Raw genomic sequence first — 26,779 nt, forward strand, 5'->3', positions numbered from 1 at the left:
CCCGGCGAGCCGCAGGTCCTTCGGCAACCGGCCCTGCAGCGTGCCGAACATTCGCTCGGAGCGCCCGCGCGCCTGCGGCGAATACGCTGCGATATGCTCAATCCCGAGATGCGATAAGGCCCGTCCCACCTGGGTTTGTTGCGTCTTCGAGACCTTCTCGCCAGCCTTCGGGGTGTAGAAATAATGGCTGCCGCGATCGGTGTAGAGCGCGCAGAACAGGCCATGCTCGCCGATCACCTCGCCCAAGGCCTGGAACGTCGATGCCGTCCCTTCTTCCTCGACCAGCAGCATCGAGTAGATCTCGCTCGTCGCATCGTCCAGCGTGACGATCAGGTCCATCGCCGGCAGACCTTCGATCCAGGGATGGCGCGATCCGTCCTGGTGCAGCAGCATCCCCGGAAGCGGCCGGCGTGGACGCTTCTTGCGGTGCGCCGAACGCTTCGGCGCCTTCCGCACCAAACCCGCCGCATGCAAGGCCAGCTTCGTCACCGTGTAGCCAAGCACATAGCCATGCCGCTTTTGCAGCTGTTCATGGAAGTGCTTCACCGTGAAATCCGCGTACTTGTCCCGGAACAGCCCGAGCATCCGCTCCAGTTCTTCCTCCGGCGCCCGTCGCGGCGATCGTCGGCCCATACGCAGGTCGACCAGCCCGTCGTCGCCCTCCGCTTCAAAGCGTTCCGCCCAGCGTTGAAATGTCCGCACGTTGATCCCGAGAAGCTCGGAGGCCGCAGCCTGCGTCAGCTCTTTCGCCTCCGTCCGATCCAATAAACTCGAAAACCGCATCCGTCGTACACCCTCGTGAATGGATGCCGTGCCCATCGTGCCCCCTTTGTTCCAGGGCACCAAAAACACGACACTTCACGAGCTACAAACAGGCGACAGATCACGCGCTACGGACAGACATTGAGTGCGGTCATCGCTTCGGCTGCCTCTCTGGTGCTATCTTGCGGAGCACAGAGCTGCACGTTGGGGGTCATCGCATCGCGAACTTTCATTGAGCCCTCCTTTGGTTCCTCTTGCTGGAGCTACATGTCGGTTTGCGCACCCGTCAAACGGCGGGACGCGCCTCATCGTCCACTGCGCTTGGGCGACCTCCTAGAGACGGGAATAGAGTCCGTCGGTCAGTTGTCCGAACGTGAGTCCCGGCCTTGCGAAATTCCGGGGAGACGTCATGAGCCCTCGTGCAAATGGCCGCTCACTTTCGAACGGTGCAACAGTTCGACCACTTCCTGATCTGAAGTCTGGCGGAAATCCCGGTAATTCTGGCCGACCGCATAGAACGGATCGGGGGTGGCCAGACAAATGATTTCGTCGGCTTCAGAATTCAGATCGGCGAGGGTCTCCTTTGGCGCGACCGGTACCGCAAGCACCAGGCGGCTTGGCTTTACCCTGGCGAGTGCCTTCAGGACCGCTTTCACAGTTCCGCCGGTCGCGATCCCGTCATCGATCACGATGGCGGTCCGTCCGGCAACATCGAGCGGCGGTTCACCATCCCGGTAGAGGTGACGGCGGCGCTCGATCTCATCCAGTTGGCGGGAGGTCTCCGCCTCCAGATAGGCGTTTCCGGGTTGGACCATGCGAACGATCTCGTCATTCAGGACGACTTGCGCGTGGGCGCCGTCGACCACCGCGCCAAGTCCAAGCTCCTTGTGGCCGGGCGCACCGATCTTGCGCACCAGGGCGACGTCGAGCGGCGCATTCAAGGCCTGCGCCACCTCGAAAGCGACGGGTACGCCGCCGCGCGGCAGCGCGAGTATCACGGGGTGTTGGTCCTTGTATTTCATGAGAAGCGGCGCGAGGCGTTGGCCAGCCTCGCGCCGATCCGCGAACACCATATCGTCCGGCGTGCTCTGCAATGGCGAAGACAAGAATCGGCCGAACCATCGCTTGGCGTGTTGCATGACCTGCTCCAGAGTGCCGGGTTCTTCGAAAAGGTGGCTCGCTCCCGGCACAATGACGAGGTCTTTCTCGCACGAAAGCTGCTCGAAAGCGGACTGGTTGAGCGGAATCACCGGCCGGTCCGCCCCGCCCACGATCAGCAGTGTCGGCGCGCTCACGGCCTGCAATGCCTCACCCGCAAGATCCGGGCGGCCGCCGCGTGAAACAACTGCCGCGACATTCTGCCCTTCGGCGGCCGCCACCAGGGCTGCGGCCGCACCCGTGCTTGCCCCGAAATAGCCGAGGGGCAGTGAACCCAATCGGGGTTGATTGCGGCTCCACTCGGCAGCTTCAGCGAGCCGAGAGGCCAGCCGCCCGATATCGAACACGTTGCGACGGTCACGCTCTTCCTCGACCGTGAGAAGATCCAGCAGCAGCGTGGCCAGACCGGCCTGGCGAAGTCCCGCCGCCACTTGATTGTTGCGCGGGCTCATCCGGCCGCTGCCGCTGCCATGGGCGAAGATCACGATCCCGGTTGCGCTGTTGGGCACACCAAGAATGCCCGTAAGGTGCTGCTGCCCGATCGAGACTTCGCTGAGTTGGTCTTCTCCGGTCATCATGATCAGACCCCGAACGGATAAGTTTCTGCGGCGCCTTTGGCCGGCTCCGCCGCAAGCGGCGTCACGGCCTGCGTCTCCTCGAACCAAACGAACGCATCGAATTGTTCCGGCAATACCGCCTGGAAATAATGACTGAGCAACTCCGTTTCGGGCCGGTAGACAACGCCAATCGCCCGTTCAAGCCGCGGACCCGCCAACGCCTCGCGCAGACCGCTACGGCCGGGCGGTCGCCAATCGGTCAATGACCGCGCGAGCCCCGTGCGTCGGAACAGGTATTCATAGCTATCGTCGCGCGCTGGCCGCACGGACTTGACCTGCATCTGGCCACCCCAGTCGGAGGCCGCCGCGACCGTTCCACGATCCGTGCCGAAGCCGATCAGGACGGCCTCGTCGCCATGGCCATTGCGAGTGAGTTCACCGATGTTGAACTCACCGGCCCAGCCCATGGAAGTGGCTGCCGCGTTTCCGATATGGGAATTGTGCGCCCAGACTACGGCTTTGGCCTGGGGCCCGCGCCGCTGCATCAGATATTGCAGCGTGTCGAACATGTGCCGGTCGCGCAGATTCCACGATTCGGTCGAGCCGCGATACATGATGCGGTAATACTGCTCCGCCGCCCGTACGATGCGCGCGTTTTGTGCCGCGTTGAAGAAGGCCTCGCCGTCGTGCCCGACATACGCAAGGCGATGCTCAAGCAACTCGCGCAACTGCGCCACCACTTCATCTTCGCAAGTGTCCCGGCCCGCGAGGACGGCACGGCCATAAAGCGAGGGATCCGATTGCCAGGGTGTTAGACAGCTATAGCGTTCGCGCGCTGCGCGGGCGCGCTCCGGATCCACCCGTTCGAGATAGGCGATCACGGCCGCGATCGAGCCGCTGAGGCTGTAGACATCGAGGCCTCGAAACTCGACGCGCTGCGCCATCGAGCGTGCGTCGTTATGGATCCGGAGAAAATCGATGAACGCCTTGACCTCGACATTGCGCCACATCCAGGTCGGAAAGCGTTCGAATGGCTGCTCCCCGGGCGTTGCGGATGGTAGTTGTCGCACCAGGCGATCAAGCGTCGCCGCATCCGGCCAGTCGGCCTCGACCGCGACGATGTTGAAACCGTGCCGCTCGATCAATTGGCGCGTGATCGCCGCACGCGCTCGATAAAATTGCGATGTGCCATGCGTCGATTCACCGAGCAGAACGACCTTTGCGCGAGCAAACCGGTCGAAATAGGACCCGAAATCGTCGTGCTCTGGTGCAGGGAGATGCTCACCCGTCCGATGCAGGAGCTCGATCAATTCGCGCTCGGTCCGCTCGCGAATGCGCTCTGCTGCTGGTGAGAGGGCCATGCGGAATTCCTTCCGTGATGGTGGTTCGGCGGTACATCAGCGTTACCCGCGCGCAACCATCCGCACCCAGAGCGGGTCGATCGGCAAGCCGACGATCGCCGTCCTTTATGTGCGCAACTCACCCCGCTGTTGGACGTTCCTTCGCAGCGGCTTGCGCGCCACAAGCAAGGTGATGCCTGAGCCCGGTTCGGACAAGTCAGAACGCTTCCACACTTTGGCGTCCTTCATCTGGAACCGAGCACCCCCCCGAACATTGGACTCAAGGGAGTTTCCAGCCGACCCGAGTTTGGGTGGGTGCAGATGAGGTTTTGTGCCATGCGTTTTCGGCTGGAATGCTTGTGCACGGCTTTCCTGCTATGCGCGTCGGTTGCGACAATAGCAGCGACGGAAGCTCGACCCGGGCAATTCCGTGCGGGGCAATTGATTGCTGGAGACGGCCATCACATCGACCCCGGCGGTTTGTTATTCCACGGAAATTATTGTGGCCCGGGCAGCCGACCCGGAACTCGGCCCGTTGATGCTCTGGATGCTGCTTGTATGCGCCACGATGCCTGCGCGCGTTCGAATGCCCTTCCGAGCTGCGCTTGCAACGCAAGACTTCAATACGAAGCAGCATCAATCGCGCGCAATCCGGCACAACGGCCGGATATTCAATTCTTGGCCTCCTTCACAGCAGCCGGAGCGGGCTTATTGCTGTGCCAGCCGCCTTCACAAGTTTATCGAGATCCGTTCAGCCGATCGGCGCGCGGCAATCGCTTGACAAACGGCTTCCGGACGACTGATCCATTTCGGGCAGGCGGTGACCCGAAAGATCATTATTCGATACGCTGAATCGGCGGTACGCGCGGACCACGATCTTGCTGTCGTGTCCGTGGGACGCCTAGCCGCATCACTCTGCTGGAACCAAGTGCCATTTGGCGACTTCAGGATACATCTGCGACGTCGGTGAAGGCGAGAGATCATGGCGACATGTGAAACCTGCGGCAATGATTATGACAAGACCTTTCAGGTCTCGATGAACGGCAAAGCGCATACGTTCGATAGCTTCGAATGCGCCATTCACGCGCTCGCGCCGACCTGCGATCATTGTGGAATCCGTATCGTCGGACACGGCCTGGAGAAGGCGGGTACCTTTTTCTGTTGCGAGCATTGCGCCCAAGGCGAGGGTGTCAAAGGCCTGCGTGATCGAATCTAGCCCGCGCCAGGGCCGGTGATTGAATCGGGATATCTGATTTTCCGGGAACGGTTTGACCGCCAGGATCACTGAGCCGTCTTTACGTCCAACGGCAGGCAACCGAGGGAAATCGGATGTTGACATCCATTCTTGTTCATATCGAACCAGATCACATATCGCACAGCCGCCTCGAATGCGCCGCGCAAGTCGCGCGTCGTTTTAACGCCAAACTGATCGGTGTAGCCGCAGCTCAGCTGCGGGCACCGGTGGTCGATAACTACGGCGGGGTTGCCCTCGCAGTCGAGATGGAAGCAGAAGAGGAGCGCATTCGAACGGGGTTTAAAAACTCGGAGGCCAGTTTCCGGAACTCTCCAGCGGTCAATGGGCTGCAAACTGAATGGCGCTCCGTGTTTGGGTTGCCTGAAGAGGTATTGGTACGCGAAAGCCGTGCGGCCGATGTCATTGTTCTCGGCCGGGCCCCCGCCCAGCTTGGCGTTTTCAGCTTAACGGACTTAGGCGACGTGCTGATGCATGCTGGCCGACCGGTGCTGGTTGTCCCAGACGGAACACGGAACCTAGATGCGAAGCGCATTGTCATCGGCTGGAAGGATACGCGAGAAGCGCGCCGCGCATGTCTCGATGCGCTGCCGTTGCTTCAGAAGGCCGATCTCGTATCGGTTGTCGAAGTCGTCGATGAATCTGAAATCGAAGCTGCCAAAGCGAGGGTTACGGACGTTGCGGCGTTTCTTGGCCGTCATGATGTCCGCGCAAACGCGGAGCCGCGGGTGCGCGCGGAACGATCGGTGGCGCACGCACTCATGCTAGCGGCGGAGCAACGCGATGCCGATTTGATAGTCGCAGGTGCATATGGACATACGCGGCTGCGCGAATGGGTATTTGGCGGCGTCACGTCAGACTTGCTGACACGCAGTCCAAGATGTTCCTTTCTCGCGCACTGATGAGCGAAGACGCCATCATCGATGCACCGACGAATGTTGCTCAGCCGAAGTACGGCGCTTTCTGGGATGCCCGGCGATATGGGGTAAAGCGCTGCCAGATCGATCGAACCCGCGATGGCGCTCGGCTTCGCCGCCGGGCCGAGCTGGTCGAAACCTACTGCCGCCGAGGCGCGAAAAAATTGCGCCGACAGAGGAACGGCAACCAGCGCGCCTCGTTGTTCAGTCAGTGAGCGGTCGATGGAATGACAAGCCAAACCGAGAGGAATGCAAATCAACCAAAGATCGTTTCACAAGCCCCGTCAGATTACTACTGTAACTGGCGGGGTCGTTTTGTTTTTGCGAAACGTCCAGTGCATTTGCAGCCAAGGATTTCGTCAGTCGTTGTTGACCGCGGGTTTTGGAGTGGAAGTGTGACCCAAAGCTTGGGTCTCTCGCCCGGGATCACCACCCGCTCGCCCGATGGCCACCGCGACCGGTGGGAATATGCTGTCGTAGATCGCGCGAGCCTCGCGAATCAGGCGCTCCCGCTCAAGCTCGGATTTCGAAACGTATCGAATGATATTGTCCATGCGTGCTCCTGCCTAGGCGGCTTCATCCGTGCGCCGCCAGATCGGAAACGGGTCTGCGAGCTTGGCCCAGTCCGCGACGTTCATGGCGGGTTTCCCAGGTACCAGGCATGCGTCTAGGCGAGCGCGGAGCGCTTCCTCATCCATGCCAGTGCCGATGAACACGATTTCCTGGCGGCGATCGCCATAGATGTCGTTCCAGTTCTCGCGCAGCCGGTTCCGCCAGATCGGATCATCCGGTCATCGTTCCGCCCGGCACGCTCGCCCACCACGCACCAAGGCCCTGGGTGCGCGTGATCGAACCAGCCTGACTGATCTCACCAAGCCAATGCGGGCGTGTCGCCAGCCAGAAATGTCCCTTGGCGCGAATGACGCCAGGCCAGGGCTCCTTGATGAACTTGTCGAGCTTGGCGGGGTCGAACGGACGGCGGGCGCGATAGACAAAGTTCTTCACGCCGTATTCTTCGGCCTCCGGCACATGATCCGCAAAGCCGTAAAGCTCCTTGTACCAGAGCGGATGTTGCTGTGCCCTTTCGAAGTCGAACAGGCCGGTTTCAAGAATGCGATCGAAAGCCACCCGGCTGTGGTTGGCTTCGACGAGGTCCGCCTCTGGATTGAGCGCACGGATGATTTGTCGTGCCGCCTCGCGCTGCGCCGGCGATGCGTCATCGACCTTATTGAGAACGATCACATCGGCGAACTCGATCTGCTCGACGAGCAGATCGACCAGCGTGCGGTTGTCGTTCTCCAGCGCCTCGCCACGTTGCGCGAGAAAATCGGTCGACGCGTAATCCTTGAGCAAGTTCACGGCATCGACCACGGTGACCATGGTGTCGAGGCGTGCCACGTCGGCGAGGCTCTCGCCGTCCTCGGAGCGGAAATCGAAAGTCGCCGCGACCGGGAGCGGTTCGGAAATGCCGGTCGATTCGATCAACAGATAATCGAAACGACCATTTTCGGCGAGGGCGCGTACCTCCTTCAGGAGATCATCACGCAACGTGCAGCAGATGCAGCCGTTGGTCATCTCGACGAGCTTCTCATCGGTCCGGGACAGGTTCGCACCGCCAGCGCGTACCAGATCCGCATCGATGTTCACTTCGCTCATGTCGTTGACGATCACCGCCACCTTCAGGCCGTGCCGGTTGTTGAGCACGTGGTTCAGCAAAGTGGTCTTTCCAGCCCCGAGGAAGCCGGACAAGACCGTGACGGGGAGTTTTTGCATGGAGATTGAAGAGCCTTTTCAGGGGGATACGGCGACGACGCGCGGGACCGGGCATTTGAACCAGAAATGTAATGTTATAACATTACATTTCGTGCGTGAGCTTTCGTCAAGCCGTTTTGCGGCTCAGCCAAAACTCAAACGAACATTCAAGTGATTGATTTTTACCCCGCACAGAGCGGTCGGGGCAGGCAGCCCGACGGCAGCGCGCCCGCGGCGATGCGGTCTCGCAAGCTGGCTCCGGCCAGCTTGCTGCATTCCTTCAGATCGCTTTCACCCGCCTTCAGATGGCCTTCACTCGACCTTGGCCGAATAGAGATCGGCAAAGCGCTCGCGCAGCAGGTTCTTCTGGATCTTGCCCATGGCGTTCCGGGGCAGCGCATCCACGAAGATGATGCGCTTTGGCTGCTTGAATTTTGCCAGCCGTCCGGAAAGCGCCGCCAGGATGGCGCGTTCGTCCACCGATGAGGCGGCCTTTCGGACGACGGCAGCGGTGACGCCTTCGCCAAAGTCGGCGTGCGGCACGCCGACGACGGCGCTTTCAAACACGCCTGGGATGGCGTCGATTTCCGTCTCGATCTCCTTCGGGTAGACATTGAAGCCGCCGGTGATGATGAGATCCTTGCCCCGCCCAACGATGTACAGATAGCCGTTCGCATCGAGCTTGCCGAGGTCGCCGGTGATGAAGAAGCCGTCAGCGCGGAATTCGGCAGCGGTCTTGTCCGGCATATTCCAGTAGCCTGCAAAGACGTTTGGCCCTCTAACTTCGATCATGCCGACCTCGTTCGTCGGCAGCACGGCACCGCTCTCGGGATCTGTGATGCGGACGTTGATAGCGGGCAGCGGGCGCCCGACCGACCCCGGAATACGCGGACCGTCATAGGGATTGGAGGCGATCATGCCCGTTTCGGTCATGCCGTAGCGCTCGAGGATCTCGTGACCGGTCCTGTCGTTCCAGGCGCGGTGGGTCTCGGCCAATAGCGGCGCGGAGCCGGCGACGAACAGCCTCATATGCGCGGTCGTGCGCTGGCTCAAATTCTGGCTCTGTAGCAGGCGGACATAGAAGGTCGGCACGCCCATCAGGACGGTCGATCGCGCCATCGCCGCGACAATCCGCTCTGCGTCGAACTTCTGCATGAAGATCATTCGCGCACGCGCGGCGAATGTCACGTTGCCGGCCACGAATAGCCCGTGAATATGATAGATCGGCAGCGCGTGGATCAGCACGTCGCGTTGTGTGTAGCGCCATTGCTCGACCAGCGTCAGCGCGTTCGAGACCAGATTGCCGTGCGTCAGCATCGCGCCCTTTGATCGGCCGGTCGTGCCCGAGGTGTAGAGAATCGCCGCCAAATCCTCCTTCGCGCGCGGCACCGTGTCGAAATCCGCCGGAAGGCCGGCTGCGGCATTGACCAGGGATCCGTGCCCGTCGTGATCGAGCGTCTCGACACGTCCGCCTGCTTTCGCGGCAATGGCGCGCAGGTCGGATGCTTCCTTGGGATCGCATATGATCAGGCTCGGCTGCGCATCGCGGATGAAGTATTCGGTTTCGGCCGGCGTATAGGCGGTGTTGAGCGGCAGATAGACGGCACCGGCGCGGAGCGTCGCAAGATAGAGAGCGACAGCCTCGACGGACTTCTCCACTTTGGCCGCGACGCGATGGTTCGGACCGATGCCGTGGCTGGCGAGCAAACTCGCAAACCTGCCGCTCAGCGCGGCGAGCTCCGCGTAGGTCAGGTTGGCGCCGTCGTCCTTCTCGATGCAGATGGATTGATCCGCGTGCGCGGAGCCAAGCAGGCGGTCGTACAAATTCCAGGTCATGACGAGATCTTCCGCTGAGAGTTGGTCTGTGAGCTCGGCACAAGGTCGCGGGACGACAGCTTGGCGCGGAGCGCCTTCTTCACCTTGTCGGAGGCGACGACGGTGCCATGCTCAGCGAACGCTTCATGGTTCGCTTCGATATGGTCGAGTGCGTAGAGATAATTGACCATCAGGCCGTAGGATTGCTTGATGCCCTTGGGCGAAGCATCGCCGAGGAAATTCAGCCGCTCCAGGCGCGCGCCGTTGCCGAGATGAAAGCGGGCGACCGGATCGACCGGCTTGCCTGTCGGCAGTTTCGCCTTGAGGAAGTAATAGGCGGCGAGGACGGTGATGGCCTCTTTTGCCTGCGCGATGTCGCCGCCGTCATCGAGCGTGGCCAGTGCACGCCTCGTGTCCTCGTCGATGGCGCTGGAGGCCTCGGTCTTGAGCTCGCGCCGGACCCAGCCGGCAAAGCCGGGAACGGGCGACAGGGTGACGAAGGTCTTCAGGTTCGGAAGCTCGCGGGCGAGGTCCTGGACCACTTGCTTGATCAGAAAGTTGCCGAAGGAGACGCCGGCGAGGCCCTTTTGCGTATTCGAGATCGAGTAGAATACGGCGGTCGTGGCGTCACGTGCCGCGATCGCCTGGCGCGATTTGTCGAGCAGCGGATTGATCGCGCCGGGAATCTCCTTCGTGAGTGCGACCTCCACAAAGATCAGCGGCTCGTCGACCAGCTGGGGATGAAAGAACGCGTAGCAGCGGCGGTCGGGCGGCTCGAGCCGGCTGCGCAGATCGTCCCAGTCCTGGATGGCATGGACGGCTTCATACTTGATGATCTTTTCGAGGATGTTGGCCGACGTCGTCCAGTCGATCGGCCGCAGCACGAGGAAACCCCTGTTGAACCAGGACGAAAATAGATGGACGAAATCGTCGTCGACGGGCTGGAGTTCGGGATGCTCGCGCAGGAGCGCAAGCAGGACCTCTCGCATGCGCACGAGCGAGGCCGTCCCGCCCGGTGCCAGATTGAGGCGGCGGATGAGCTCCTGCCGGCGCGGCTCCGCCGCGGCGTGAAGCGCCTCGAGCTTGCCGCCGTCGCCGTCCTCCTTGCGCTGGTAGGCGGCGATCGCGAGCTCGATCGCGCGGCGGTCCGGCCCGAACCGGTCGGCGAGAGAGGAGAGAAACTTCAGCCGCTGCGGCTCGCCCGCCTGCTCGAAAGCCGCAAGCAGCGATTGCGCGATCGCGACGCCGGAGGCTTCGCCGCGTCGAGACAGCAGCGCCTCGCCCAGAAGCTCGAGATCACGATCCTCGCCGTCATTGCGTTCGGGCTTGATGCCAAGAACCGCACGGCCGCGTTGCGTCAAGGTGTCGATGAGCCCTTGCAGGAATTCGGGCGCCGTGATGCGTCCGGACCTTGTCTCGTTCAGCATGGTTCATGCCTCCTCGGTTAACGCGTTGGTGCGCCCATCACCAGGTTGGGCAACGAGGTTGAGATCGAGGGCACCAGGCAAAGCAGCACCACGGCGAACGCCATCAGGAGCACGAACGGCAGCGTTCCCCAGATCACGTCCCGCAAGGGGATGTCGGGCGCGATATTCCTGATGACGAAGATGTTGAGTCCGACGGGCGGATGGATGAGACCCATCTCCATCACGATCGTCATCACCACCCCGAACCAGATCAGGTCGAAGCCCGCGTCCTTGAGTGGGGGCAGGATGATCGGCGCGGTCATCAGGATGATCGAGACCGGCGGCAGGAAGAAGCCGAGCACGACCACCAGCACCAGGATGGCTGCCAGCAGCACCCATCGCGAGAGCTGCATGGCGACGATGGCTTGAGCCGCCCCCTGGCTGATGTGGAGATAGCTCATCACGTAGGAGTAGAGCAGCGACATGCCGATGATCAGCATCAGCATGGTCGACTCCTTCAGCGTCGATTCCAGGATCGGGCCGAGATCCCGCGGGCGCCACACGCCGTAGATGGAGGCGATCAGAACCAGCGCCAGGATGCCGCCGAGGCCGGCTGTCTCCGAGGGCGTGGCATAACCGCCATAAAGCGCAATCATCACGCCGCTGAGGAGCACCACGAAGGGCAGGACCCGCGGCAGCGCGCCGAACCGCATTGCCATGGTGAAGCGCTCGTTCGAAAGAATCGGATGCTGCGCAGGGTCCGCCGCATAGGCCCGCTGCGCCGCCTTGTATTCGGCTTTGAATCTCAGCACCGCGTAGGTTGCAAACAGCACCACCAGAAGAAGGCCCGGCCCGATGCCCGCGAGGAACAGACGCCCGAGCGACTGCTCCGCCGCGACCGCATACAGGATCATCGTGATCGAGGGCGGCAGCAGGATTCCGAGCGTGCCGCCGGCTGCGATCACGCCTGCGGCAAAGCCGCCGGAATATCCCCGCTTGCGCATCTCGGGAATCCCTGCCGAGCCAATCGCCGAGCAGGTCGCCGGAGACGACCCGGCCATGGCCGCGAAGAGCGCGCAGGCAAAGACATTGGCAATGCCGAGCCCACCCGGGATGCGGCCCATCCAGACATGCAGCGCGCTGTAGAGATCCTGTCCCGCCTTCGACTTGCCGATCGCAGCGCCCTTGAGAATGAAGAGTGGGATGGCCAGGAGCGTGATCGAAGCCATCTCCTCGTAGACGTTCTGCGTCACCGTATCGAGCGATGCGGAGGGCATGAAGAAATACATGAAGATGACGGCTACGGCACCGAGCGCCAGCGCGATCGGCATGCCGGATGCCATGACGGCAAGCGTGGCGCCGCCATACATCAGTCCAACGGCAAGCGTGCTCATTTGCTCCTCCATGCATCGATCGCTGCAGCGAGTTGAAGCGCGATCTGCAGCGTCAGTAGCGTCATGCCGAGCGCCATCATGCTGTAGGGAATCCACAGAGGCGGGGCCCAGGTCGATCCCGACACTTGTCCGTCGACCCACGCCTCGTGGAACAGCGTCCAGGACTTCCAGGAGAAGAAGCAGCAGAACAGCAAGCTTGTCGCGTCGACCACGAGGATGCGGATCGCGTTGCCGCGCTTGGACAGGTAGCCGGTGAGGGCTTCGATGCCGATATGACCGCGGCCGGCCTGCACGAAGGCGGTGGACAGGAACGTTGCGGCGACCAGCAGGAAGACGGCCGCTTCGTCCTGCCAATAGGTTGCGGCGTTGAAGAAGTAACGCGCGGCCACGCTGTAGCTCAGAATCACGCTCGCGACGATCAGGGCAATCGAGCAGACGACGACGATGGTCTTGTTGAGCAGGGCCATGGCACGGTTGATCCGGGCCATGGCGGAACCGGGGCGCGCTGCCGTCACCACGACAGGATGGCCGAGATCGACGCCGTGCGCGCTCATGAGCCGGCCTCCATGGCAAGCTTGATCAAGCGGGCGCAGTTCTCGTTCTTGTTGGCATAATCCTTCCAGGCCGTATCGCGCGCGAGGTCCCGCCATGCGGTGACGAGCTTGGCGTCGAGATCGTGGACGGTCGCGCCGGCGGCCTGGTAGACCTTCGCTACGCGGACATCGTCTTCCACCGCCGCAGCGCGGCCGAACTCTTCGAGCTCGGCGCCGACCGACACGATGATCTCGCGCTCCTCGTTCGAAAGCCGGTCGAACACCGCCTTCGACATGACGAGGGGCTCGAGCATGAACCAGTAGCTCTTGGCCCGCCCGGTCGTGAGATGCTTGGCGAGCTCTTCCAGCCGGAACGAGGTCAGACTGGTGGACGAGGTGAGGGCGGCATCGCAGGCGCCGGTCTGCATGGCCGCGTAAAGTTCATTGGACGGCAGCGAGAGGACCGAGGCGCCGGCAGCCTGAAGCACGAGATCCATCTCACGCGAGCCGCCGCGGATCTTCATGCCCTTGGCATCGGCGACCTCGACCAATGGACGCGCGCGGCTGGCGGCACCACCAGCCTGCCAGATCCAGGTGATGATGACGACGCCTTTGGCTGCAAGGAATTTGCTGAACTCCTGGCCGATCGGCTTGTTCTTCCAGCCTAGTCCCTCGTCGTAGCCGGTGACGAGGCCCGGCATCAGGCCGATGTTGAGTTCGGGAAGATCGCCGCCGGCGTAGGAGATCGGGATCAGGCTCATGTCGAGCGCGCCTTTGCGCATCGCCGAGAACTGCGCATTGGTCTTCATGAGCGAGGAGCCCGGATAGATCTCGGCGCTCATCGCTCCCTTGCTGCGTTCCTGGATCAGGGCCGCAAAGCGCCGGCAAAGCCGGTCGCGGAAATCGCCTTCGGTTGGGGTGCCGCCCGGAAACTGGTGCGAGATCTTCAGCGCTGTGGCCGCGTGCGCGGGTCCAAGCCGAAATAGCGCCGGTGCGGCGATCCCGAGGGCGAGGGCTTGGCGTCTTGAAACCTTCATTCCATACCTCCCGTGTTGTATTGCATTTTTTAATACTGATATTGCATACAATCTCTACCTGACCGCATGTTGTATAGTTTGTCAAGCATGTGGTATGGAATTACAGATCAGGTGTATACAATGAGCCAAGCCTTCAGACTGAAGCAGTCGATTGAAGACGCTGTAATGGCTGGGGAATTTCGACCGGGCGATCGCCTGGATGAGGCTTCCCTGGCCGAGCGATTCGGGGTGTCGCGGACACCGATCCGGGAGGCGCTGCTTCAGCTCGGCGCCGAAGGCTTCATCGATGTCCGCCCGCGGCGCGGGGCGATCGTCAGCGTTCCTTCACCCACCCGGCTTTTCGAAATGTTCGAGACCATGGCCGAGATCGAAAGCGCCTGCGGCCGCTTGGCCGCGCGCCGGCTCACACCGGAGAACGACGCTGCAATGGAGGCGGCGCACCGCGCGTGCGAGTTGGACGTGCAGCAAGGCGACAGCGAGCAGTACTACGCGGACAACCGCAATTTTCACGAAGCGATCTACCGCGCGAGCCGCAACAGCTTCCTGGCCGATCAAGCCTTCGCCCTGCATAAGCGCCTGAGCGCTTATCGGCGCATCCAGCTTCGCGCGCGTAACCGTCTGCTGCAATCGCTACAAGAGCACGCCGGGATTCTCGAAGCGATCCGCGCCGGCGACGAGCAGCTCGCCGCGAGCCGTCTTCACAGCCATGTATTGGTACAGGGTGAGCGCTTCTCGGATATGGTGCTGGGGCTCACGCAGGACCGATCTGCGCCGGCAGGTACCAGGAGTGGAGCAGGCAGGTAAGAGGGAATGCCTGTGCGCGAGTTGGCGCGTCGCCCAAACGGGCAGGTCGCTCGCAGGACGTGGCGCCTCTCTTAGAACCGCCGCGGTCAGGCGAGGCTCGACAACACGCCGGCGCCAGCCGATAGCGCCACCACGATCCATGGCGGCAGCTTCCAAACGGTGAGCAGCAGGAAGCCGGCGAGCGCCAACGCAAAATCGTGCGGCGTCAAGACGGCGCTTGTCCAGACCGGATGATAAAGAGCCGCGCCAAGAATACCGACCACAGCTGCGTTGGTGCCGCGCATCGCGGCCTGAGCGGCGGGGCGTCTGCGCATCGAGTCCCAGAACGGCAGCATGCCATAAACCAGCAGCATGCCTGGAAGGAGCAGCGCGACGAGGGCAATCGCCGCGCCGGTAAGGCCGTTCGGCGCGGGTCCCATCACGGCGCCGAGATAGGCAGCGAACGTAAAGAGCGGTCCCGGCACCGCTTGTGCCAGCCCATACCCGGCCAGGAATGCTTCGTTGCTGACCCATCCCGGCGTAACCACCTGAGCCTGAAGCAGAGGTAGCACGACGTGGCCGCCGCCGAAGACCAGTGCTCCCGATCGGTAGAACGCGTCGAACAAGGCCAGAGCCTGGGAGCCGGTAGCAGGGGCGATGATTGGCGGAATCAAGAGAGCCGCGGCGAACAGGACCAACGCAAGAAGACCTGCTCGCCGGCTTACCGGAAAATTCAGATGTCCGGAAACCGGCGCGGCGGCGGCCCGGCAAAGCCAGAGGCCCGCGCACGCTCCGAGGGCGATTGCAGCTATCTGTCCCAGAGATCCAACGAAGAAGACAACGATCGCGACCGCAGCAAGTGCGATGGCTGCACGCGCCCGATCGGGTGTGAGGGTTCGCGCCATCCCCCAGATCGCTTGTGCGACCACCGCAACAGCGACGAGCTTGAGGCCATGCAGGAAACCCTCGGCCAGCGGTCCCTGGAAAGCGGCTATGCCCGTCGCAAATGCGAATAAGATGAGTGCCGAAGGCATGGTGAAGGCGAACCACGCCGCGAGCCCGCCCGCAAGGCCGTTGCCGCGGAGAACACCGAGGCAAAAGCCGACCTGGCTGGAGGCCGGACCGGGCAGGAACTGACAGAGCGCGACGAGGTCGGCATAGGATGTCTCGTCGAGCCACTTGCGCCGCACCACGAGTTCCTCCCTGAAATAGCCCAGGTGGGCGATGGGACCTCCGAAGGACGTCAGGCCCAATTTCAAAAAGGTCGTGAAGACCTCGCCAACGTGCGCCTTGGAGGCGTCGCTGCTCATATGGCCTGTCCTCGATCAAGGTCGGCGCTGCTCTCCATCGCATGAAGCATCGGGTAGAGAGCTTCAGGGCTGAGACGGTAGTCATGGCGCGCCAACTCGTCGATCATCCAATGACCGTAGACTTCGTGTTCTGCTGCGTGATGCAGAATGTGCAGTCGGATAAAGCCGGTGAGAAGATCATTGAGCTTCATCGTTCAAGTTCATGTGGTTCGGCTCGCGGAATCGTCTGACGATATCGGGAACCGATACTCTCGCCAAGCGTTCCCGCGAACGGATGTAGTCTCGGTCTCAACCGCGGGCTTCAACGGTCAATATCCATTCGGCACGGGTGACTGCGATGGCCGAGCCAACCGATATCGAAAAGCGCACCTTGATCACGAGGACAGCCATGACCGGGGTGGCAATCGCGGGCAGCTTGATCTTGCCTTCAGCGATCGTCGCCAAAGGAAGGAAGGGCAACGGCGCCAAGAAAGACGAAGCGGAGGTGACGCCGCCGGAGGATCTGATGCGGGAGCATGGTGTGCTCGACCGGCTGCTTCTGGTTTACGAAGCGGCCTTGCGGAAATTGGCGTCGAACGAGGATTTCGATCCGGCCATCATCACCAATGCCGCCGGGATCGTCCGGGATTTCATCGAGAACTATCACGAGAAATCCGAGGAGGAGGCCGTCTTTCCGCGCTTCAAGAAGGCCGGGAAAATGGTGTCGCTCGTCGACACGCTGCTGATGCAGCACCAGGCTGGCCGGCGAGTTACGCAGACGATCCTTCAGGCAGCCCCCGGCAGTCGCAAGGACGGCGATGACCGAAAGCGGCTCGTTGCCTCGATCCAGTCCTTCATCACCATGTATCGGCCTCACGCGGCCCGCGAGGACACCGATCTCTTTCCGTTATTGAGAGATCTCGTGTCTGCACACGAGTACGACGCGATGGCGGAGGATTTCGAGAACAAGGAGCACCGGCTTTTTGGCGACGATGGCTTCGAAATGATGACCAAGCGCGTTGCAGGACTTGAGCAGCAGATGGAAATCCACGACCTCGCACAGTTCACGCCGCGGCAGTGAAGGCGATGAAATCGCAAAAGACGAATGACAGTGAGATTGGCTGACGTCTGCAAGTCCCCGACGATGGCGGGCGCCGCGTCGTGGTCGGTCGACGGGCTGATGGAGGGATAGGACGTCATGGCCAGATCGCACCTCTCGATCGGATCGTCGCCCGCCTTCACCTTCGTGCTGACGATGGGGATGGTGAATCTGTTCGGTGACATGACTTATGAGGGCGGCGGGGCCATGAACGGCCAGTTCATGGCGACGCTCGGAGCCAGCGCTGCCGTCGTCAGCATCACCGCGGGTGCCGGCGAATTTCTCGGCTACGGCTTGCGCTCGGTCGCCGGCTATTTAGCCGACAAGACGGGGCGATACTGGCTTGTCACCTTCATCGGCTACGCCATCAACCTTCTTGCCGTACCCGCGATGGCCTTGGCCGCAAACTGGCAGGTTGCCGCTCTCCTGGTTTTGGCCGAGCGCATTGGCCGCGCCATGCGCAAGCCCACCGTCGAGGCAATGCTCTCCTATACGACGGGCAAGCATGGACGAGGGTGGGTGTATGCCGTCAACACGGCTCTCGATGAGACCGGAGCCACGCTCGGGCCCTTGATCGTTGCGCTCGTCCTGTTTCTGAATGGCGATTATCGGACCGGTTATGCGCTGCTCTTGATCTCGGCCCTGCTGGCGTTCGGCGCGCTCGCCGTCGCGCGCATCAACTTTCCCGTCCCCGCCCGTCTTGAAGAGGGCAGAACGGCGCCCGCGCGCGGATTGAGCCGATCATATTGGCTCTACACGGCTGCGGCGGCATGCTTCGCAGCCGGCCTGATGAGCTATGAGTTGATCGCCTATCATCTGGCAACCGCCAAGATCGTCGCCGAGCACTGGATACCGGTCTTCCTGGCGTTTTCGACCGGATGCGGCGTCATCGCCAGTCTGGTTCTCGGCAAGCTCTACGACAGAGCTGCGCTTCCAACGCTACTGGTCGCCGTCCTGTTGTCCGCCCTGTTCTCGCCATTTGCGTTCCTGGGCGGTTTTACGGCGGTCCTCATCGGCATGGTGTTCTGGGGCATCGGATATGCGACGCAGGACACTCTGCTCAAGGCCGTGGTCGCCGGCGTGCTGCCGGAGGGCGAACGCAATCTGGCATTCGGTCTGTTCTATGCGGGCTACGGAATTGGCTGGCTGATCGGCAGCGTCGCGACCGGGTTGCTTTATGATCAATCGCGTGTCGGGCTGGTCGCTTTCGCGGTGCTCGCCCAGCTGTTGTCCCTGCCGCTGTTCGTGCTTGCGAAACGACGAGAATCAGCGGCGCGCTAACAGCGCTTCTCGCCTCTGAGGGCGTCCAAGAATTGGCCACTTATGTGATATGGTTTCGTCGCGCACCTCTGGGTTCATTTCGAACGATAGAATAGCGCGCGTCCGGCGGGAATGAGTTGGAGTAGAAGATCATAGTCCCCGACATTCGCGGTCAAAACAACCAGGCCAAGTGCTTGCGCTTGAAGGAACAGCACGCAGTCCAACAGCGCGCGCAGCTTTCCGTCTTTCTCGTAGCCTTGGATGCGGCAGAGTATTCCCGACAGCAGTGCAGCACGTCCGAGGACCTCGTTGTCCGGCGCAAAGATACGATGTGGCGGCATCGCCCTGATCTGCTGGCCGATCACATCGATGACAGTGGCGGTTCGCGCGTCGGCCGGATTCAAGACCCCAACCGTGTGCATCAGTTCCTGGATCGCGACAGTCGAATGATTGACCTGTCGCTGCGCGATCAGATCATCCAGTATCTGTGGCGAACGATCTTGCATCTGATCAGTATAAACAGAGGTATCGAGCAGAAGTCCCTGTCCGCCGATTGAACTCGGACTGACGAACGGCAGCTCATCGTCACTTCGTCGTGTCAGCGTTCTCAGCGGATCAAAGCGCGCCCACCGTCGGGCAGCGTCGAAATCGAACTCCGCCACCTCAAAAACCGAGCGTCAGCTTCGGGTCGACCTTGCCGCGAGACTCCCTGAATACGTCCGCGAAGTTATCCTCTAATGCAACCGTCGCCAGGGCAAACTCGATCAAGTCCGTATCTGTCTCGATGCCTGTCTGCAGTTTGGCCTGCTTGACAAGTGCCGGGCTCACCCTGCCGCCAATACGACCGCCTTTTTCGCTGAGGAGACCGAACTTTTCCGCTGCCTGCATAACCGCTTCGAACCGCGCCTTGCTCACGACGAAGTGGCTGGTCGCCGGCTCGCGATGAACGGTCTTTGTCTTCCCCGAGCCAGCTTTGGTCGCGACTGCCGCCCGGCTGCCCCGGCGCGTTGGGGATTTGCTTGCTGGAGCCCTCTTCATGTAAACTTGTCTATGTTAGACAAAACTGAATTCTGTCTAACGTAGCGGTTCGATGCCCGAACCTCACGGCGCTACATGAGCCTCGCAACCCCCCAGCCCGGCCGATCGATCGCCGCGCCTCAGCCATATTCCTCGCCGATGCCGTACTCCCGGTAGATCTCCAGCGGATCAATGTCCGGGAACAGGCGGCATTTGGCTTGGGCGAGGTGCAGTCTCACGGCCGCCGGCTCCTTGCCGTTCGACAGCATTTTCCGGATGTCGTCCATATGCGCGCGGGGCTGGTGCTTTGCCTCGAGCTGCTCCAGCGCGACCAGCGCGGTGGCGAGGGCCTCGGTGAGGACCCATTCGTCGTGGCCCGTGATTCCCTTTTTCGGCATCGGCAGACCCCCCATGCGAGTGGCGGCGACAGTCTATCGCGGCTTGCGCCGAATCTCCATTGAGCCGTTGCGCGCGCGGCTGGAACAGTTGGCTCGCCGTGGTTGTTTGCATTGTGGCCGGGCATGGCTAAAAGGCGGCCGGCGGGCGGCGATCTTATCTTAGTTGCAACAAAGTTGGCGTAGAGGGGCCTGCGCGGCATTCGGGCCGGCCTTGCGGCCTGCACGCCGGCGCCGGCGAAATTCGCAATATTTGTCCCGTTGCACGCCTTCTCTCGGGTGGAGCCAGCATGGTCTTTCTAAGCATCGCCTACCGCTTCCTGACCAATTTCGCGTTCCTGGCGATGGTATATTTCAGCCTGAACTTCATGGAGAAATATCCGAACCGGGCGATGCTCGCGATCCTGGTGCTGATCTACAGCGCCATGCGCGCAGCCTCGACGCTGCGCTCGTTCTATTTCTTCCAGAAGATCGAGAAGCTCGAGACCGAGACGCGGCGGTTGCAGGGCCCCATCAATGACGGCAGCGGCGGAACGAGTGCGCGCAAGCAGGTCGTGATGGACGTTGCCCGGCTGCGCCGCGACGGCGAGCTGAAGTCCTATATGGACCTGCTCTTCCTGGCGCTGATCGTGCTGCTCTGCGTCGCCAACATTATGCGGCAGTAGGGTAGCGCTTACTGAGCCGGGTCGGACGCGGCGTGGCGCTGTTGGGCTGGGCTACGTGCTTCGGCGTGGCCGGCGTCGCATGCGAGGTGTGCCGGGCTTGCGGCTTGGCGGCCTTTCCCTTGGGAGCGCGGGTCGTTTCGGCGGCCATGGCGAGCCGCGTCGCGGCGCGCCGTGACAATGTCGTGGACAGCAGCACCTCGAGCGAGCCCTCGGGAATCGCGAAGAGATCGCGGCCTGGCGCGGGCAGGATGGCGGCGACATTCGCCTGCGCCATGGTCCGGCGCGGCAACAGCGGCTGATGCGCCGGCTGCGCGTTGAGATCGGCCAGGTTCGGCGCCGGAAGCGTTTCGGTCTGCGTGTAGACAAAATTGGGGACGGCCGGCCAGCGCGCGATCGGCGTCGTCTCCGACGGTGGATGCAGCAGCCATTCCACCGGCGCGGTCGGCGTCGCCGGCCGGTCGGCGGTCGCCGGCACCACATGCACGATGCGATAGCCGCGCGCCTTGAGGTCGCGGATGATCTTTGGCAGCGCCGCGACGGTGCGGGCCTGGATGTCGTGCAGCAGCAAGATGCCCTTGCCCTTGGCTTCAAGCCGTTGGATCGCGAGCTGGTAGACGCGATCAGGCGACACGTGCCGCCAGTCGTCGGCCGGGAAGTCCGCACTCCAGACCTGGATGCCGCGCGAGATCAGAAGATTCTCGACGCCTTCGGCCCGCATCAGGCCGGGGATCCGGAAGAACGGCGCGAGTGCGGACGGATCGGTCATCGCGGCCGATGTCCACTCGATGCCACCATTGATTTCGGCGTTGGCTTTCTCGATCGGCATCCTGTCGAATGTCAGGGGATGGGTCATGCTGTGGGTGCCGACAGTGTGGCCCGCCGTCACCAGCTTGCGCACGCCTTCCGGGTTGGCCTTGGCCTGGCCGCCGATGATGAAGAAGGTTGCCTTGATGCATTCATCGGCCAGGATCTGCAGCACCTGGTTGGAATATTTCGGCAGCGGGCCGTCGTCGAAGGTCAGGACCACTTCGTGGTCTTTCAACGGCAGCGTCTCGCGGTACTGCATGGTGCCGATCCGCGGATGCTCGTGCGGGTCGACGACGAGGGTGCGCGAGGTGCCGAGCGCGTCCGGATGGCCGGGGCAATCGGCCGCAAGCGCCGCCGGCGTGCCGAGGGTCAGAAATCCAAGGAAACCACCGAGACCGAGGACGATCCACGATCGCGTCCGGAAAGCAACGCTACTGCCGATCATCAACCCGGTCTGCCCTCATGTGCGATTGCCGCCATAGTAGGTCGCAGGCGCCCGGAAACGGTTCAGGCGCGAGTCCCTTCCTATCAAACAGTCCCCGTCAAGTTTGCATGGCGTAGCATGAACAGACTGTTAATAGACGCCAAATCCCCCATTTTGCGCCGGCGTGACATTCCGGCATCAATGCGCGTCGGCATTCTTCTGCACCGCGCCCGCCGGCACGACGTGAACGACGCGGTAGCCGTTCTCCCGCAAATAGCGCAGGAAGGCAGGCATGATCGCGGCCGTGCGCGCCTTGGGGTCGTGGAAGAGAATGATACCCTTGCCGGCTGCGGCGAGGCGCTCGGTGACGAGCTTCAACTCCTGCTCCGGCGTCATCTCTTCCCAGTCGCTGGCCCACAGATCGGCCCCGAACACGACGATGCCGCGCGACTGGAGCAGGTCGAGCTCGGCTGGCGTCGCCTCGAAATAGGGGAAGCGGAAGAACGGCGTCGATGGCGTCGTCGTCGAGGTGCCGTGCAGCGCCATTTCGTTGGCTGCGATGCCGCGGTCGATCTCGCTCCTCGCCTTGTCGAACGGGATCCGCGCCATGAACGCATGCGACCAGGTGTGGTGGCCGATCGTGTGGCCCTCGCGGGCGATGCGCTTGACCAGGTCGGGATGCTCGGAGGCGGGCAGGCCGATCAGGAAGAAGGTCGCGCGCGCGCATTCCTGCGCCAGCGCGGCCAGCACCTTCGAGGTGGTCGGCGGATGCGGGCCATCGTCGAAGGTCAGCACGACCTCGTGATCGGCGAGAGGCAGCGTCTGGGGAAAGCTCTTCAATCCGACCCGTGGCGTCGTCTTGGCATCGACGCTCAGCACCCGTGAGGTGCCGAGCGCATCCTTGCGCGGACAGTTGGCGGCATCAGCACAGGCGATGCCGATCAGGGCGGCGAGCAGCGCGCCCGCCGGCATTGAGGTCCACCTCGGTTGATGCATCTTTGCCATTGCGCTCGCTAATGCCTTGTGGGTATTGCCTGAACGATCAGCTGAGACCACCTGACCCGACCTGTCAAACGGAGAGGCGCGCCATGGACGAACATATGGACGTTGCCACCTCCGCCGAGGCCTCGGTACTCGACCACGTTCCGATGCGCAATGAAGACGGCGAAATTCGTCACGAATTCGTCGAGGAGATTGCGCACGCGATCGAAGGCGGCGACAGCGCGCTGTTGCGTGCCATCGTTGCCGAGCTGCATGAGGCCGATCTCGGCGATCTGATCGGGGCTCTCGAGCCCGACAACCGCGTCCGCCTGGTCGAGCTCACCGGGCGCGACTTCGACTTCTCGGCGCTGAACGAGCTCGACGAGGGCGTGCGCGAGGAGATCCTCGAGGAGCTGCCGCCGGAGACGGTGGCCGAGGGTGTCCGCGAGCTCGAATCCGACGACGCCGTCGAGCTGCTCGAAGCCCTCGACCAGGCCGATCAGGAGGAGATCCTCGAGAAGCTGCCGCTGCAAGAGCGCGTCGCGCTCGAGCGCAGCCTTCTTTATCCGGAAAATTCCGCCGGCCGGCGCATGCAGACCGAGTTCATCGCGGTGCCGCAGGATTTCACCGTCGGCCAGGCGATCGACTACATGCGCGAGACGCCGGATCTGCCCGACCGCTTCTACGAGATCTACGTCGTCGACAAGGACCAGCACTGGCAGGGCGCGATCCCCCTCGACGTCCTGCTCCGCGCCCGCCGCCCGATCGCGCTCGCCGAATTGACCGACGAGGATCGCCGCCGCGTCTCCGTCCTGGAGGACCAGGAAGAGGTGGCGCGCATGTTCGGCAAGTACAATCTGGTCGCAGCGCCCGTGCTCGACACCCAGGACCGCCTCGTCGGCGTCATCACGGTCGACGATGTCGTCGACGTGATCGAGGAAGAGGCGGACGAGGACCTCAAGGCTCTCGGTGGCGTCTCCAGCGGCGAAGAATTGTCCGACACGGTGTTCACCATTGCGCGGGCGCGGTTCAATTGGCTGCTGGTCAATCTGGCTACCGCCTTCCTGGCGTCCTCCGTGCTCGGCCTGTTCGAGGGCCAGCTCGAGAAGATGGTGGCGCTCGCCGTGCTGGCGCCGATCGTCGCAAGCCAGGGCGGCAACGCCGCGACCCAGACCATGACGGTCGCGGTGCGTGCGCTGGCCACCCGCGAGCTCGGCTCTTTCAATGCCTTTCGCGTGGTGATGCGCGAGGGCCTAGTCGGCCTCGTCAACGGTCTCGCCTTCGCCGTGATCACAGGGATCGCGGCGGTCGTCTGGTTCAAGATCCCGGGCCTCGGTATCGTCATCGGACTCGCGATCATCTGCAATCTGTTGGCAGGTGCGCTCGGCGGCATCCTGATCCCGATGGCACTGGACCGGGTGCGGGCCGACCCGGCCGTGGCCTCCGGCACCTTCGTCACCACCGTCACCGACGTCGTCGGCTTCTTCTCCTTCCTCGGCATCGCCACCCTGTGGTTCGGGCTGAAGTAAGGCGGGCGCATACTCTCTCCTCGTCATTGCGAGCGCAGCGAAGCAATCCAGACTCCCTCCGCGGCGGCAGTCTGGATTGTTTCGTCGCAAGAGCTCCTCGCAATGACGGGGGCGGGTAGCGGGGGTGCCGTCACTCTCGTGTCCCGGGGCGCGCTGTGCCACATCCGGGGCACGAGTCTGCTATCTTTAATCCGAACTTAAGCGGCCTGCCGGATCATCGCCCGCGCTTGGGGGAACGAGCATGCGGTTGCGGCTGAAGGCGGATGGACGGATCGTCGAATTGCGGGACGGGCAGGAGTTTCCGGTCCAGCCCGCGATGCCAAGCCCGGCCGCCGAAGCCACTCCGCTTGCGGTGCGCGATTTGCGCCGCCGCGCCTGCCTCACCCAGATGGAGTTTGCCGCCAAATTGGGGGTCCCCGTCGAGACCATCCGCAACTGGGAGCAGGGCAAGCGCGCCCCGCGGGGACCCGCCCGCGCGCTGCTCGCCGTGATCGCGCATGCGCCGGAGACGGTGTTCCAGGCGCTCGCCAAAGCCTGACCCCATGTCCCGTTAGGGTTGCGCTGAATAACCGCCTCGCGTGCTGCGGCCTCCGTTGGCACTGTCACCGGCGGGGTCCATAATGCGACCTGGGGGCGACTTCGACAGAGAGGATTCCTCATGCTGTTCGTGGATGCCAATGGCGCAAAAATCCCGGCGATCGGGCTGGGGACCTGGGAGCTGAGCGGGCGGACCTGCGCGCGTGTGGTCGAGCAGGCACTGCGGCTCGGCTACCGCCACATCGACACCGCGCAGGTCTATGACAATGAGCGCGAGGTCGGCGATGGAATGCGGTCCTCGGGCGTGCGGCGTGACGAGGTCTTCCTCACCACCAAGGTCTGGACCAACCATTTCGCACCCCACCATCTCGAGCGCTCGGTCAAGGAGAGCCTGGTGCGGCTGCGGCTTCCGTCCGTCGACCTGTTGCTGCTGCACTGGCCCAATCCGCATGTGCCGCTGGCGGAAACGCTGGGCGCGCTGGCACACGCCAAGCGGATGGGCCTGACGCACCACATCGGCGTGTCCAATTTCACGGTGGCCCTTATCGAGGAGGCGGTCGCGTTGTGCCCGGAGCCGCTTGTCTGCAACCAGGTCGAATATCACCCCTATCTCGACCAGGCCAAGGTGAGGGCGGCCTGCGACCAGCATGGCCTGGCGCTGGTTGCCTACAGCCCGATCGCCAAGGGGCGCATCAAGTTCGACCAGACGCTTGCGGCAATCGGGCGCGCCCATCGCAAGACGCTGGCGCAGATCTGCCTGCGCTGGCTGCTGCAGCAGAAGGTTTCCGCGATCCCGCGCACTTCGCGCGTCGAGCGGCTGTCGGAAAACATCGAGATCTTCGATTTCGCGCTGACGGACGACGAGATGGCGCAGGTCGCGGCGCTGGCCAGCCCGAAGGGGCGCCTGACCGATTTCGGCTTCGCGCCGAAATGGGATTGAGAGGGCGATCCGGTATGCTAGGACCAGCGCGGCAACCCAAGACCGGTCGATGGAATCGCGGAAGATCATACGGACGGACATTGCAGCGTCGGCGATCGCGCATCTGACGCTGGTGGGGCTGATCATCCTGATCAGCGAGGTCCATCCGTTTCACCCCGCGGCGCCCGAGACGGTGTCGGTCGACATGGTCACGCCGGAGCAGGTGAAGCAGGAGGAGGCAAAAGCCGAGGAGAAGGCCAAGGAAGAGGTCAAGCAAGAGGCGAAGGAGAAACCGCCGGAGCCGCCGCCCGATCTGAAGCTGCCGAAGCTGGATTTCACCGACAAGGAGAAGGCGGACGCAGCGGCGAAGCCTGCGACCAAGCAGCAAGCCGCGTCGCAAGCGTCACAGCAGCAGGCCTTGCCCGAGGAGCCAGCGCAGCAGAAACAGCCTCAGCCATCGCCGCCACAACAGCCGTTGCCGCGGCTGCAGTCTCAGCCGGCACCGCAGCCACAAGCGATGCCGCAGCCCCAGGCCGCGCTGCCGGCCCATCAGGCCCCCGAGCCCGACGTCACCGTCAAGTACGGTATCATGCTGGGCCTGCCGCCGGAATTGCCGCCTGAGCCGACGGACGCGCCCAAGGACGACGGCGGCGATGCCAAGGATTCGATCAGTGCGAAGCTTCCGCCCGAGGTGATCGCCGAGCTTCGCCGGCACTTGAGGAGCTGCGCAAAACTACCGGCGGGGGTCGAGCCGACCGACAAATTGCACATCAAGCTGCGCACGGTGCTCGCCACCGACGGCACGCTGGCGCGTGAGCCGATCCTGATCGAAGCCCCGCCATCCGCAAAGGGCGTCGCCCTCGTGAAATCCGCTATGAGCGCGCTGCAAGCCTGCCAACCCTACAAGATGCTGCCGGCAGACAAATACGGGGAATGGAAGGTGATGGACCTGCCATTCTCGCCGCGGGATTTTGGCGGGTCCTGAGTAGCGCCTCGCGATGTCCGCGGAACAGTAGGTGGAAGTAGCTGCACCCGGCAAACAATTCTCCGCGCGACGGGCAAAACACCTGCGAGGGCCGTCAAGCCGCCGCTACAAAAATATTCCGCTTTACCGAAATTCGGAAACGGCGTATGTGTCGTCCATCCCGGCT

At 62.8% G+C, this 26,779-nt stretch carries 26 protein-coding genes and 2 pseudogenes; 10 read left to right on the forward strand and 18 right to left on the reverse strand.

Annotated elements, in window-relative coordinates; all coding sequences use genetic code 11:
• From IVA82_RS37410 to IVA82_RS37430, 4 genes are all read right to left on the reverse strand, one after another.
• On the reverse strand, window positions 1-819 hold an 819-nt coding region (locus IVA82_RS37410), incomplete at its 3' end, for an ISNCY family transposase (RefSeq protein ID WP_247493582.1).
• A gap of 350 nt (window positions 820-1,169) precedes the next feature.
• Window positions 1,170-2,498 carry an alpha/beta family hydrolase gene (locus IVA82_RS49220; protein ID WP_346658782.1) on the reverse strand — a complete coding sequence of 443 codons (1,329 nt, stop codon included), beginning with the start codon at window positions 2,496-2,498 and terminating at the stop codon, window positions 1,170-1,172.
• A gap of 2 nt (window positions 2,499-2,500) precedes the next feature.
• On the reverse strand, window positions 2,501-3,838 hold the full coding sequence (locus IVA82_RS37425; RefSeq protein ID WP_247387946.1) for an erythromycin esterase family protein: 1,338 nt from the start codon (window positions 3,836-3,838) through the stop codon (window positions 2,501-2,503).
• A gap of 889 nt (window positions 3,839-4,727) precedes the next feature.
• Window positions 4,728-5,156: a hypothetical protein gene (locus IVA82_RS37430; protein WP_247387950.1), complete on the reverse strand. Its 429-nt coding sequence runs from the start codon at window positions 5,154-5,156 to the stop codon at window positions 4,728-4,730.
• Between IVA82_RS37430 and IVA82_RS37435 the strand changes: the two genes are divergently transcribed.
• Window positions 5,147-5,971 carry a universal stress protein gene (locus IVA82_RS37435; RefSeq protein WP_247387952.1) on the forward strand — a complete coding sequence of 275 codons (825 nt, stop codon included), beginning with the start codon at window positions 5,147-5,149 and terminating at the stop codon, window positions 5,969-5,971. The genes IVA82_RS37430 and IVA82_RS37435 overlap by 10 nt on opposite strands.
• Complete coding sequence (locus tag IVA82_RS37440; RefSeq protein WP_247387954.1) at window positions 5,971-6,201, forward strand: hypothetical protein; 231 nt, start codon at window positions 5,971-5,973, stop codon at window positions 6,199-6,201. The genes IVA82_RS37435 and IVA82_RS37440 overlap by 1 nt, the downstream gene beginning before the upstream one ends.
• A 144-nt stretch (window positions 6,202-6,345) precedes the next feature.
• Here the strand turns inward: IVA82_RS37440 and IVA82_RS37445 are convergent, their stop codons facing one another.
• The 7 genes and pseudogenes from IVA82_RS37445 to dctP all read right to left on the reverse strand — a co-directional run bounded on the left by IVA82_RS37445 (window position 6,346) and on the right by dctP (window position 13,923).
• Window positions 6,346-6,540: a hypothetical protein gene (locus IVA82_RS37445; RefSeq protein ID WP_247387956.1), complete on the reverse strand. Its 195-nt coding sequence runs from the start codon at window positions 6,538-6,540 to the stop codon at window positions 6,346-6,348.
• 12 nt (window positions 6,541-6,552) lie between these two features.
• Window positions 6,553-7,759: pseudogene (gene zigA / locus IVA82_RS37450) on the reverse strand (zinc metallochaperone GTPase ZigA).
• Window positions 7,760-8,050: 291 nt separating this feature from the next.
• Complete coding sequence (locus tag IVA82_RS37455) at window positions 8,051-9,574, reverse strand: malonyl-CoA synthase (protein ID WP_247387958.1); 1,524 nt, start codon at window positions 9,572-9,574, stop codon at window positions 8,051-8,053.
• A complete protein-coding gene (locus tag IVA82_RS37460; RefSeq protein ID WP_247387959.1) occupies window positions 9,571-10,980 on the reverse strand; it encodes a malonyl-CoA decarboxylase in 1,410 nt (469 codons plus the stop codon). The genes IVA82_RS37455 and IVA82_RS37460 overlap by 4 nt, the downstream gene beginning before the upstream one ends.
• Window positions 10,981-10,997: 17 nt before the next feature.
• Entirely contained in the window at window positions 10,998-12,353 is a 1,356-nt protein-coding gene (locus IVA82_RS37465; RefSeq protein ID WP_247387961.1) for a TRAP transporter large permease, read from the reverse strand.
• The gene (locus tag IVA82_RS37470) at window positions 12,350-12,907 is read right to left on the reverse strand and encodes a TRAP transporter small permease (RefSeq protein ID WP_247387962.1); all 558 of its coding nucleotides are present in this window, start codon (window positions 12,905-12,907) and stop codon (window positions 12,350-12,352) included. The genes IVA82_RS37465 and IVA82_RS37470 overlap by 4 nt, the downstream gene beginning before the upstream one ends.
• Entirely contained in the window at window positions 12,904-13,923 is a 1,020-nt protein-coding gene (dctP, locus tag IVA82_RS37475; protein ID WP_247387965.1) for a TRAP transporter substrate-binding protein DctP, read from the reverse strand. Before dctP ends, IVA82_RS37470 begins: the two co-directional genes overlap by 4 nt.
• A gap of 120 nt (window positions 13,924-14,043) precedes the next feature.
• On the opposite strand from dctP, the gene IVA82_RS37480 reads away from it, so the two are divergent.
• The gene (locus IVA82_RS37480; RefSeq protein ID WP_247387967.1) at window positions 14,044-14,727 is read left to right on the forward strand and encodes a GntR family transcriptional regulator; all 684 of its coding nucleotides are present in this window, start codon (window positions 14,044-14,046) and stop codon (window positions 14,725-14,727) included.
• 86 nt (window positions 14,728-14,813) lie between these two features.
• Here the strand turns inward: IVA82_RS37480 and chrA are convergent, their stop codons facing one another.
• Entirely contained in the window at window positions 14,814-16,016 is a 1,203-nt protein-coding gene (gene chrA, locus IVA82_RS37485) for a chromate efflux transporter (protein WP_247387969.1), read from the reverse strand.
• 32 nt (window positions 16,017-16,048) lie between these two features.
• A pseudogene (locus IVA82_RS37490) lies at window positions 16,049-16,207 on the reverse strand (PadR family transcriptional regulator); the annotation flags it as partial.
• Window positions 16,208-16,353: 146 nt separating this feature from the next.
• On the opposite strand from IVA82_RS37490, the gene IVA82_RS37495 reads away from it, so the two are divergent.
• Both IVA82_RS37495 and IVA82_RS37500 read left to right on the forward strand, forming a co-directional pair.
• On the forward strand, window positions 16,354-17,076 hold the full coding sequence (locus tag IVA82_RS37495; RefSeq protein WP_247493800.1) for a hemerythrin domain-containing protein: 723 nt from the start codon (window positions 16,354-16,356) through the stop codon (window positions 17,074-17,076).
• Between the two features lie 117 nt (window positions 17,077-17,193).
• Window positions 17,194-18,375, forward strand: a complete 1,182-nt coding sequence (locus IVA82_RS37500; RefSeq protein WP_247387975.1) for an MFS transporter — start codon at window positions 17,194-17,196, stop codon at window positions 18,373-18,375.
• 74 nt (window positions 18,376-18,449) lie between these two features.
• Here the strand turns inward: IVA82_RS37500 and IVA82_RS37505 are convergent, their stop codons facing one another.
• The 3 genes from IVA82_RS37505 to IVA82_RS37515 all read right to left on the reverse strand — a co-directional run bounded on the left by IVA82_RS37505 (window position 18,450) and on the right by IVA82_RS37515 (window position 19,769).
• Window positions 18,450-19,016 (reverse strand): DNA-binding protein, encoded by a 567-nt coding sequence (locus IVA82_RS37505; RefSeq protein WP_247387977.1) that lies wholly within the window; start codon window positions 19,014-19,016, stop codon window positions 18,450-18,452.
• 1 nt (window position 19,017) lies between these two features.
• The gene (locus IVA82_RS37510) at window positions 19,018-19,392 is read right to left on the reverse strand and encodes a hypothetical protein (RefSeq protein ID WP_247387978.1); all 375 of its coding nucleotides are present in this window, start codon (window positions 19,390-19,392) and stop codon (window positions 19,018-19,020) included.
• 119 nt (window positions 19,393-19,511) lie between these two features.
• Entirely contained in the window at window positions 19,512-19,769 is a 258-nt protein-coding gene (locus IVA82_RS37515; protein ID WP_247387981.1) for a hypothetical protein, read from the reverse strand.
• A gap of 287 nt (window positions 19,770-20,056) precedes the next feature.
• On the opposite strand from IVA82_RS37515, the gene IVA82_RS37520 reads away from it, so the two are divergent.
• Entirely contained in the window at window positions 20,057-20,431 is a 375-nt protein-coding gene (locus tag IVA82_RS37520) for a hypothetical protein (RefSeq protein WP_148737641.1), read from the forward strand.
• On the opposite strand, the gene IVA82_RS37525 is transcribed toward IVA82_RS37520, so the two are convergent.
• Complete coding sequence (locus IVA82_RS37525) at window positions 20,418-21,683, reverse strand: polysaccharide deacetylase family protein (protein ID WP_247387983.1); 1,266 nt, start codon at window positions 21,681-21,683, stop codon at window positions 20,418-20,420. The two genes, IVA82_RS37520 and IVA82_RS37525, sit on opposite strands and share 14 nt — an antisense overlap.
• Window positions 21,684-21,860: 177 nt before the next feature.
• Complete coding sequence (locus IVA82_RS37530; protein ID WP_247387984.1) at window positions 21,861-22,634, reverse strand: polysaccharide deacetylase family protein; 774 nt, start codon at window positions 22,632-22,634, stop codon at window positions 21,861-21,863.
• Between the two features lie 116 nt (window positions 22,635-22,750).
• Between IVA82_RS37530 and mgtE the strand changes: the two genes are divergently transcribed.
• The 4 genes from mgtE (at window position 22,751) to IVA82_RS37550 (ending at window position 26,613) form a co-directional block, all read left to right on the forward strand.
• The gene (gene mgtE, locus IVA82_RS37535; protein ID WP_247387985.1) at window positions 22,751-24,172 is read left to right on the forward strand and encodes a magnesium transporter; all 1,422 of its coding nucleotides are present in this window, start codon (window positions 22,751-22,753) and stop codon (window positions 24,170-24,172) included.
• A 241-nt stretch (window positions 24,173-24,413) separates the two neighbouring features.
• Window positions 24,414-24,710, forward strand: coding sequence for a helix-turn-helix domain-containing protein (locus IVA82_RS37540; RefSeq protein WP_247387986.1), 297 nt, complete (start codon window positions 24,414-24,416; stop codon window positions 24,708-24,710).
• A gap of 120 nt (window positions 24,711-24,830) precedes the next feature.
• Complete coding sequence (locus IVA82_RS37545; protein ID WP_247387987.1) at window positions 24,831-25,649, forward strand: aldo/keto reductase; 819 nt, start codon at window positions 24,831-24,833, stop codon at window positions 25,647-25,649.
• 49 nt (window positions 25,650-25,698) lie between these two features.
• Window positions 25,699-26,613 (forward strand): hypothetical protein, encoded by a 915-nt coding sequence (locus tag IVA82_RS37550; protein ID WP_247387988.1) that lies wholly within the window; start codon window positions 25,699-25,701, stop codon window positions 26,611-26,613.
• Window positions 26,614-26,779 lie beyond the last annotated feature (166 nt).

The organism is Bradyrhizobium sp. 142, assembly GCF_023074015.1.
Classification (GTDB): Bacteria; Pseudomonadota; Alphaproteobacteria; order Rhizobiales; family Xanthobacteraceae; genus Bradyrhizobium.

What these genes read in the sequence shown, in the direction of transcription:
- IVA82_RS49220 (WP_346658782.1), bottom strand. Translation starts at nt 2,498, where the DNA reads ATGATGACCGGAGAAGACCAACTCAGCGAAGTCTCGATCGGGCAGCAG.
- IVA82_RS37425 (WP_247387946.1), bottom strand. Translation starts at nt 3,838, where the DNA reads ATGGCCCTCTCACCAGCAGCAGAGCGCATTCGCGAGCGGACCGAGCGC.
- IVA82_RS37435 (WP_247387952.1), top strand. Translation starts at nt 5,147, where the DNA reads ATGTTGACATCCATTCTTGTTCATATCGAACCAGATCACATATCGCAC.
- IVA82_RS37430 (WP_247387950.1), bottom strand. Translation starts at nt 5,156, where the DNA reads ATGTCAACATCCGATTTCCCTCGGTTGCCTGCCGTTGGACGTAAAGAC.
- IVA82_RS37440 (WP_247387954.1), top strand. Translation starts at nt 5,971, where the DNA reads ATGAGCGAAGACGCCATCATCGATGCACCGACGAATGTTGCTCAGCCG.
- IVA82_RS37445 (WP_247387956.1), bottom strand. Translation starts at nt 6,540, where the DNA reads ATGGACAATATCATTCGATACGTTTCGAAATCCGAGCTTGAGCGGGAG.
- IVA82_RS37455 (WP_247387958.1), bottom strand. Translation starts at nt 9,574, where the DNA reads ATGACCTGGAATTTGTACGACCGCCTGCTTGGCTCCGCGCACGCGGAT.
- IVA82_RS37460 (WP_247387959.1), bottom strand. Translation starts at nt 10,980, where the DNA reads ATGCTGAACGAGACAAGGTCCGGACGCATCACGGCGCCCGAATTCCTG.
- IVA82_RS37465 (WP_247387961.1), bottom strand. Translation starts at nt 12,353, where the DNA reads ATGAGCACGCTTGCCGTTGGACTGATGTATGGCGGCGCCACGCTTGCC.
- IVA82_RS37470 (WP_247387962.1), bottom strand. Translation starts at nt 12,907, where the DNA reads ATGAGCGCGCACGGCGTCGATCTCGGCCATCCTGTCGTGGTGACGGCA.
- dctP (WP_247387965.1), bottom strand. Translation starts at nt 13,923, where the DNA reads ATGAAGGTTTCAAGACGCCAAGCCCTCGCCCTCGGGATCGCCGCACCG.
- IVA82_RS37480 (WP_247387967.1), top strand. Translation starts at nt 14,044, where the DNA reads ATGAGCCAAGCCTTCAGACTGAAGCAGTCGATTGAAGACGCTGTAATG.
- chrA (WP_247387969.1), bottom strand. Translation starts at nt 16,016, where the DNA reads ATGAGCAGCGACGCCTCCAAGGCGCACGTTGGCGAGGTCTTCACGACC.
- IVA82_RS37495 (WP_247493800.1), top strand. Translation starts at nt 16,354, where the DNA reads ATGGCCGAGCCAACCGATATCGAAAAGCGCACCTTGATCACGAGGACA.
- IVA82_RS37500 (WP_247387975.1), top strand. Translation starts at nt 17,194, where the DNA reads ATGGCCAGATCGCACCTCTCGATCGGATCGTCGCCCGCCTTCACCTTC.
- IVA82_RS37510 (WP_247387978.1), bottom strand. Translation starts at nt 19,392, where the DNA reads ATGAAGAGGGCTCCAGCAAGCAAATCCCCAACGCGCCGGGGCAGCCGG.
- IVA82_RS37515 (WP_247387981.1), bottom strand. Translation starts at nt 19,769, where the DNA reads ATGCCGAAAAAGGGAATCACGGGCCACGACGAATGGGTCCTCACCGAG.
- IVA82_RS37520 (WP_148737641.1), top strand. Translation starts at nt 20,057, where the DNA reads ATGGTCTTTCTAAGCATCGCCTACCGCTTCCTGACCAATTTCGCGTTC.
- IVA82_RS37525 (WP_247387983.1), bottom strand. Translation starts at nt 21,683, where the DNA reads ATGATCGGCAGTAGCGTTGCTTTCCGGACGCGATCGTGGATCGTCCTC.
- IVA82_RS37530 (WP_247387984.1), bottom strand. Translation starts at nt 22,634, where the DNA reads ATGCCGGCGGGCGCGCTGCTCGCCGCCCTGATCGGCATCGCCTGTGCT.
- mgtE (WP_247387985.1), top strand. Translation starts at nt 22,751, where the DNA reads ATGGACGAACATATGGACGTTGCCACCTCCGCCGAGGCCTCGGTACTC.
- IVA82_RS37540 (WP_247387986.1), top strand. Translation starts at nt 24,414, where the DNA reads ATGCGGTTGCGGCTGAAGGCGGATGGACGGATCGTCGAATTGCGGGAC.
- IVA82_RS37545 (WP_247387987.1), top strand. Translation starts at nt 24,831, where the DNA reads ATGCTGTTCGTGGATGCCAATGGCGCAAAAATCCCGGCGATCGGGCTG.
- IVA82_RS37550 (WP_247387988.1), top strand. Translation starts at nt 25,699, where the DNA reads ATGGAATCGCGGAAGATCATACGGACGGACATTGCAGCGTCGGCGATC.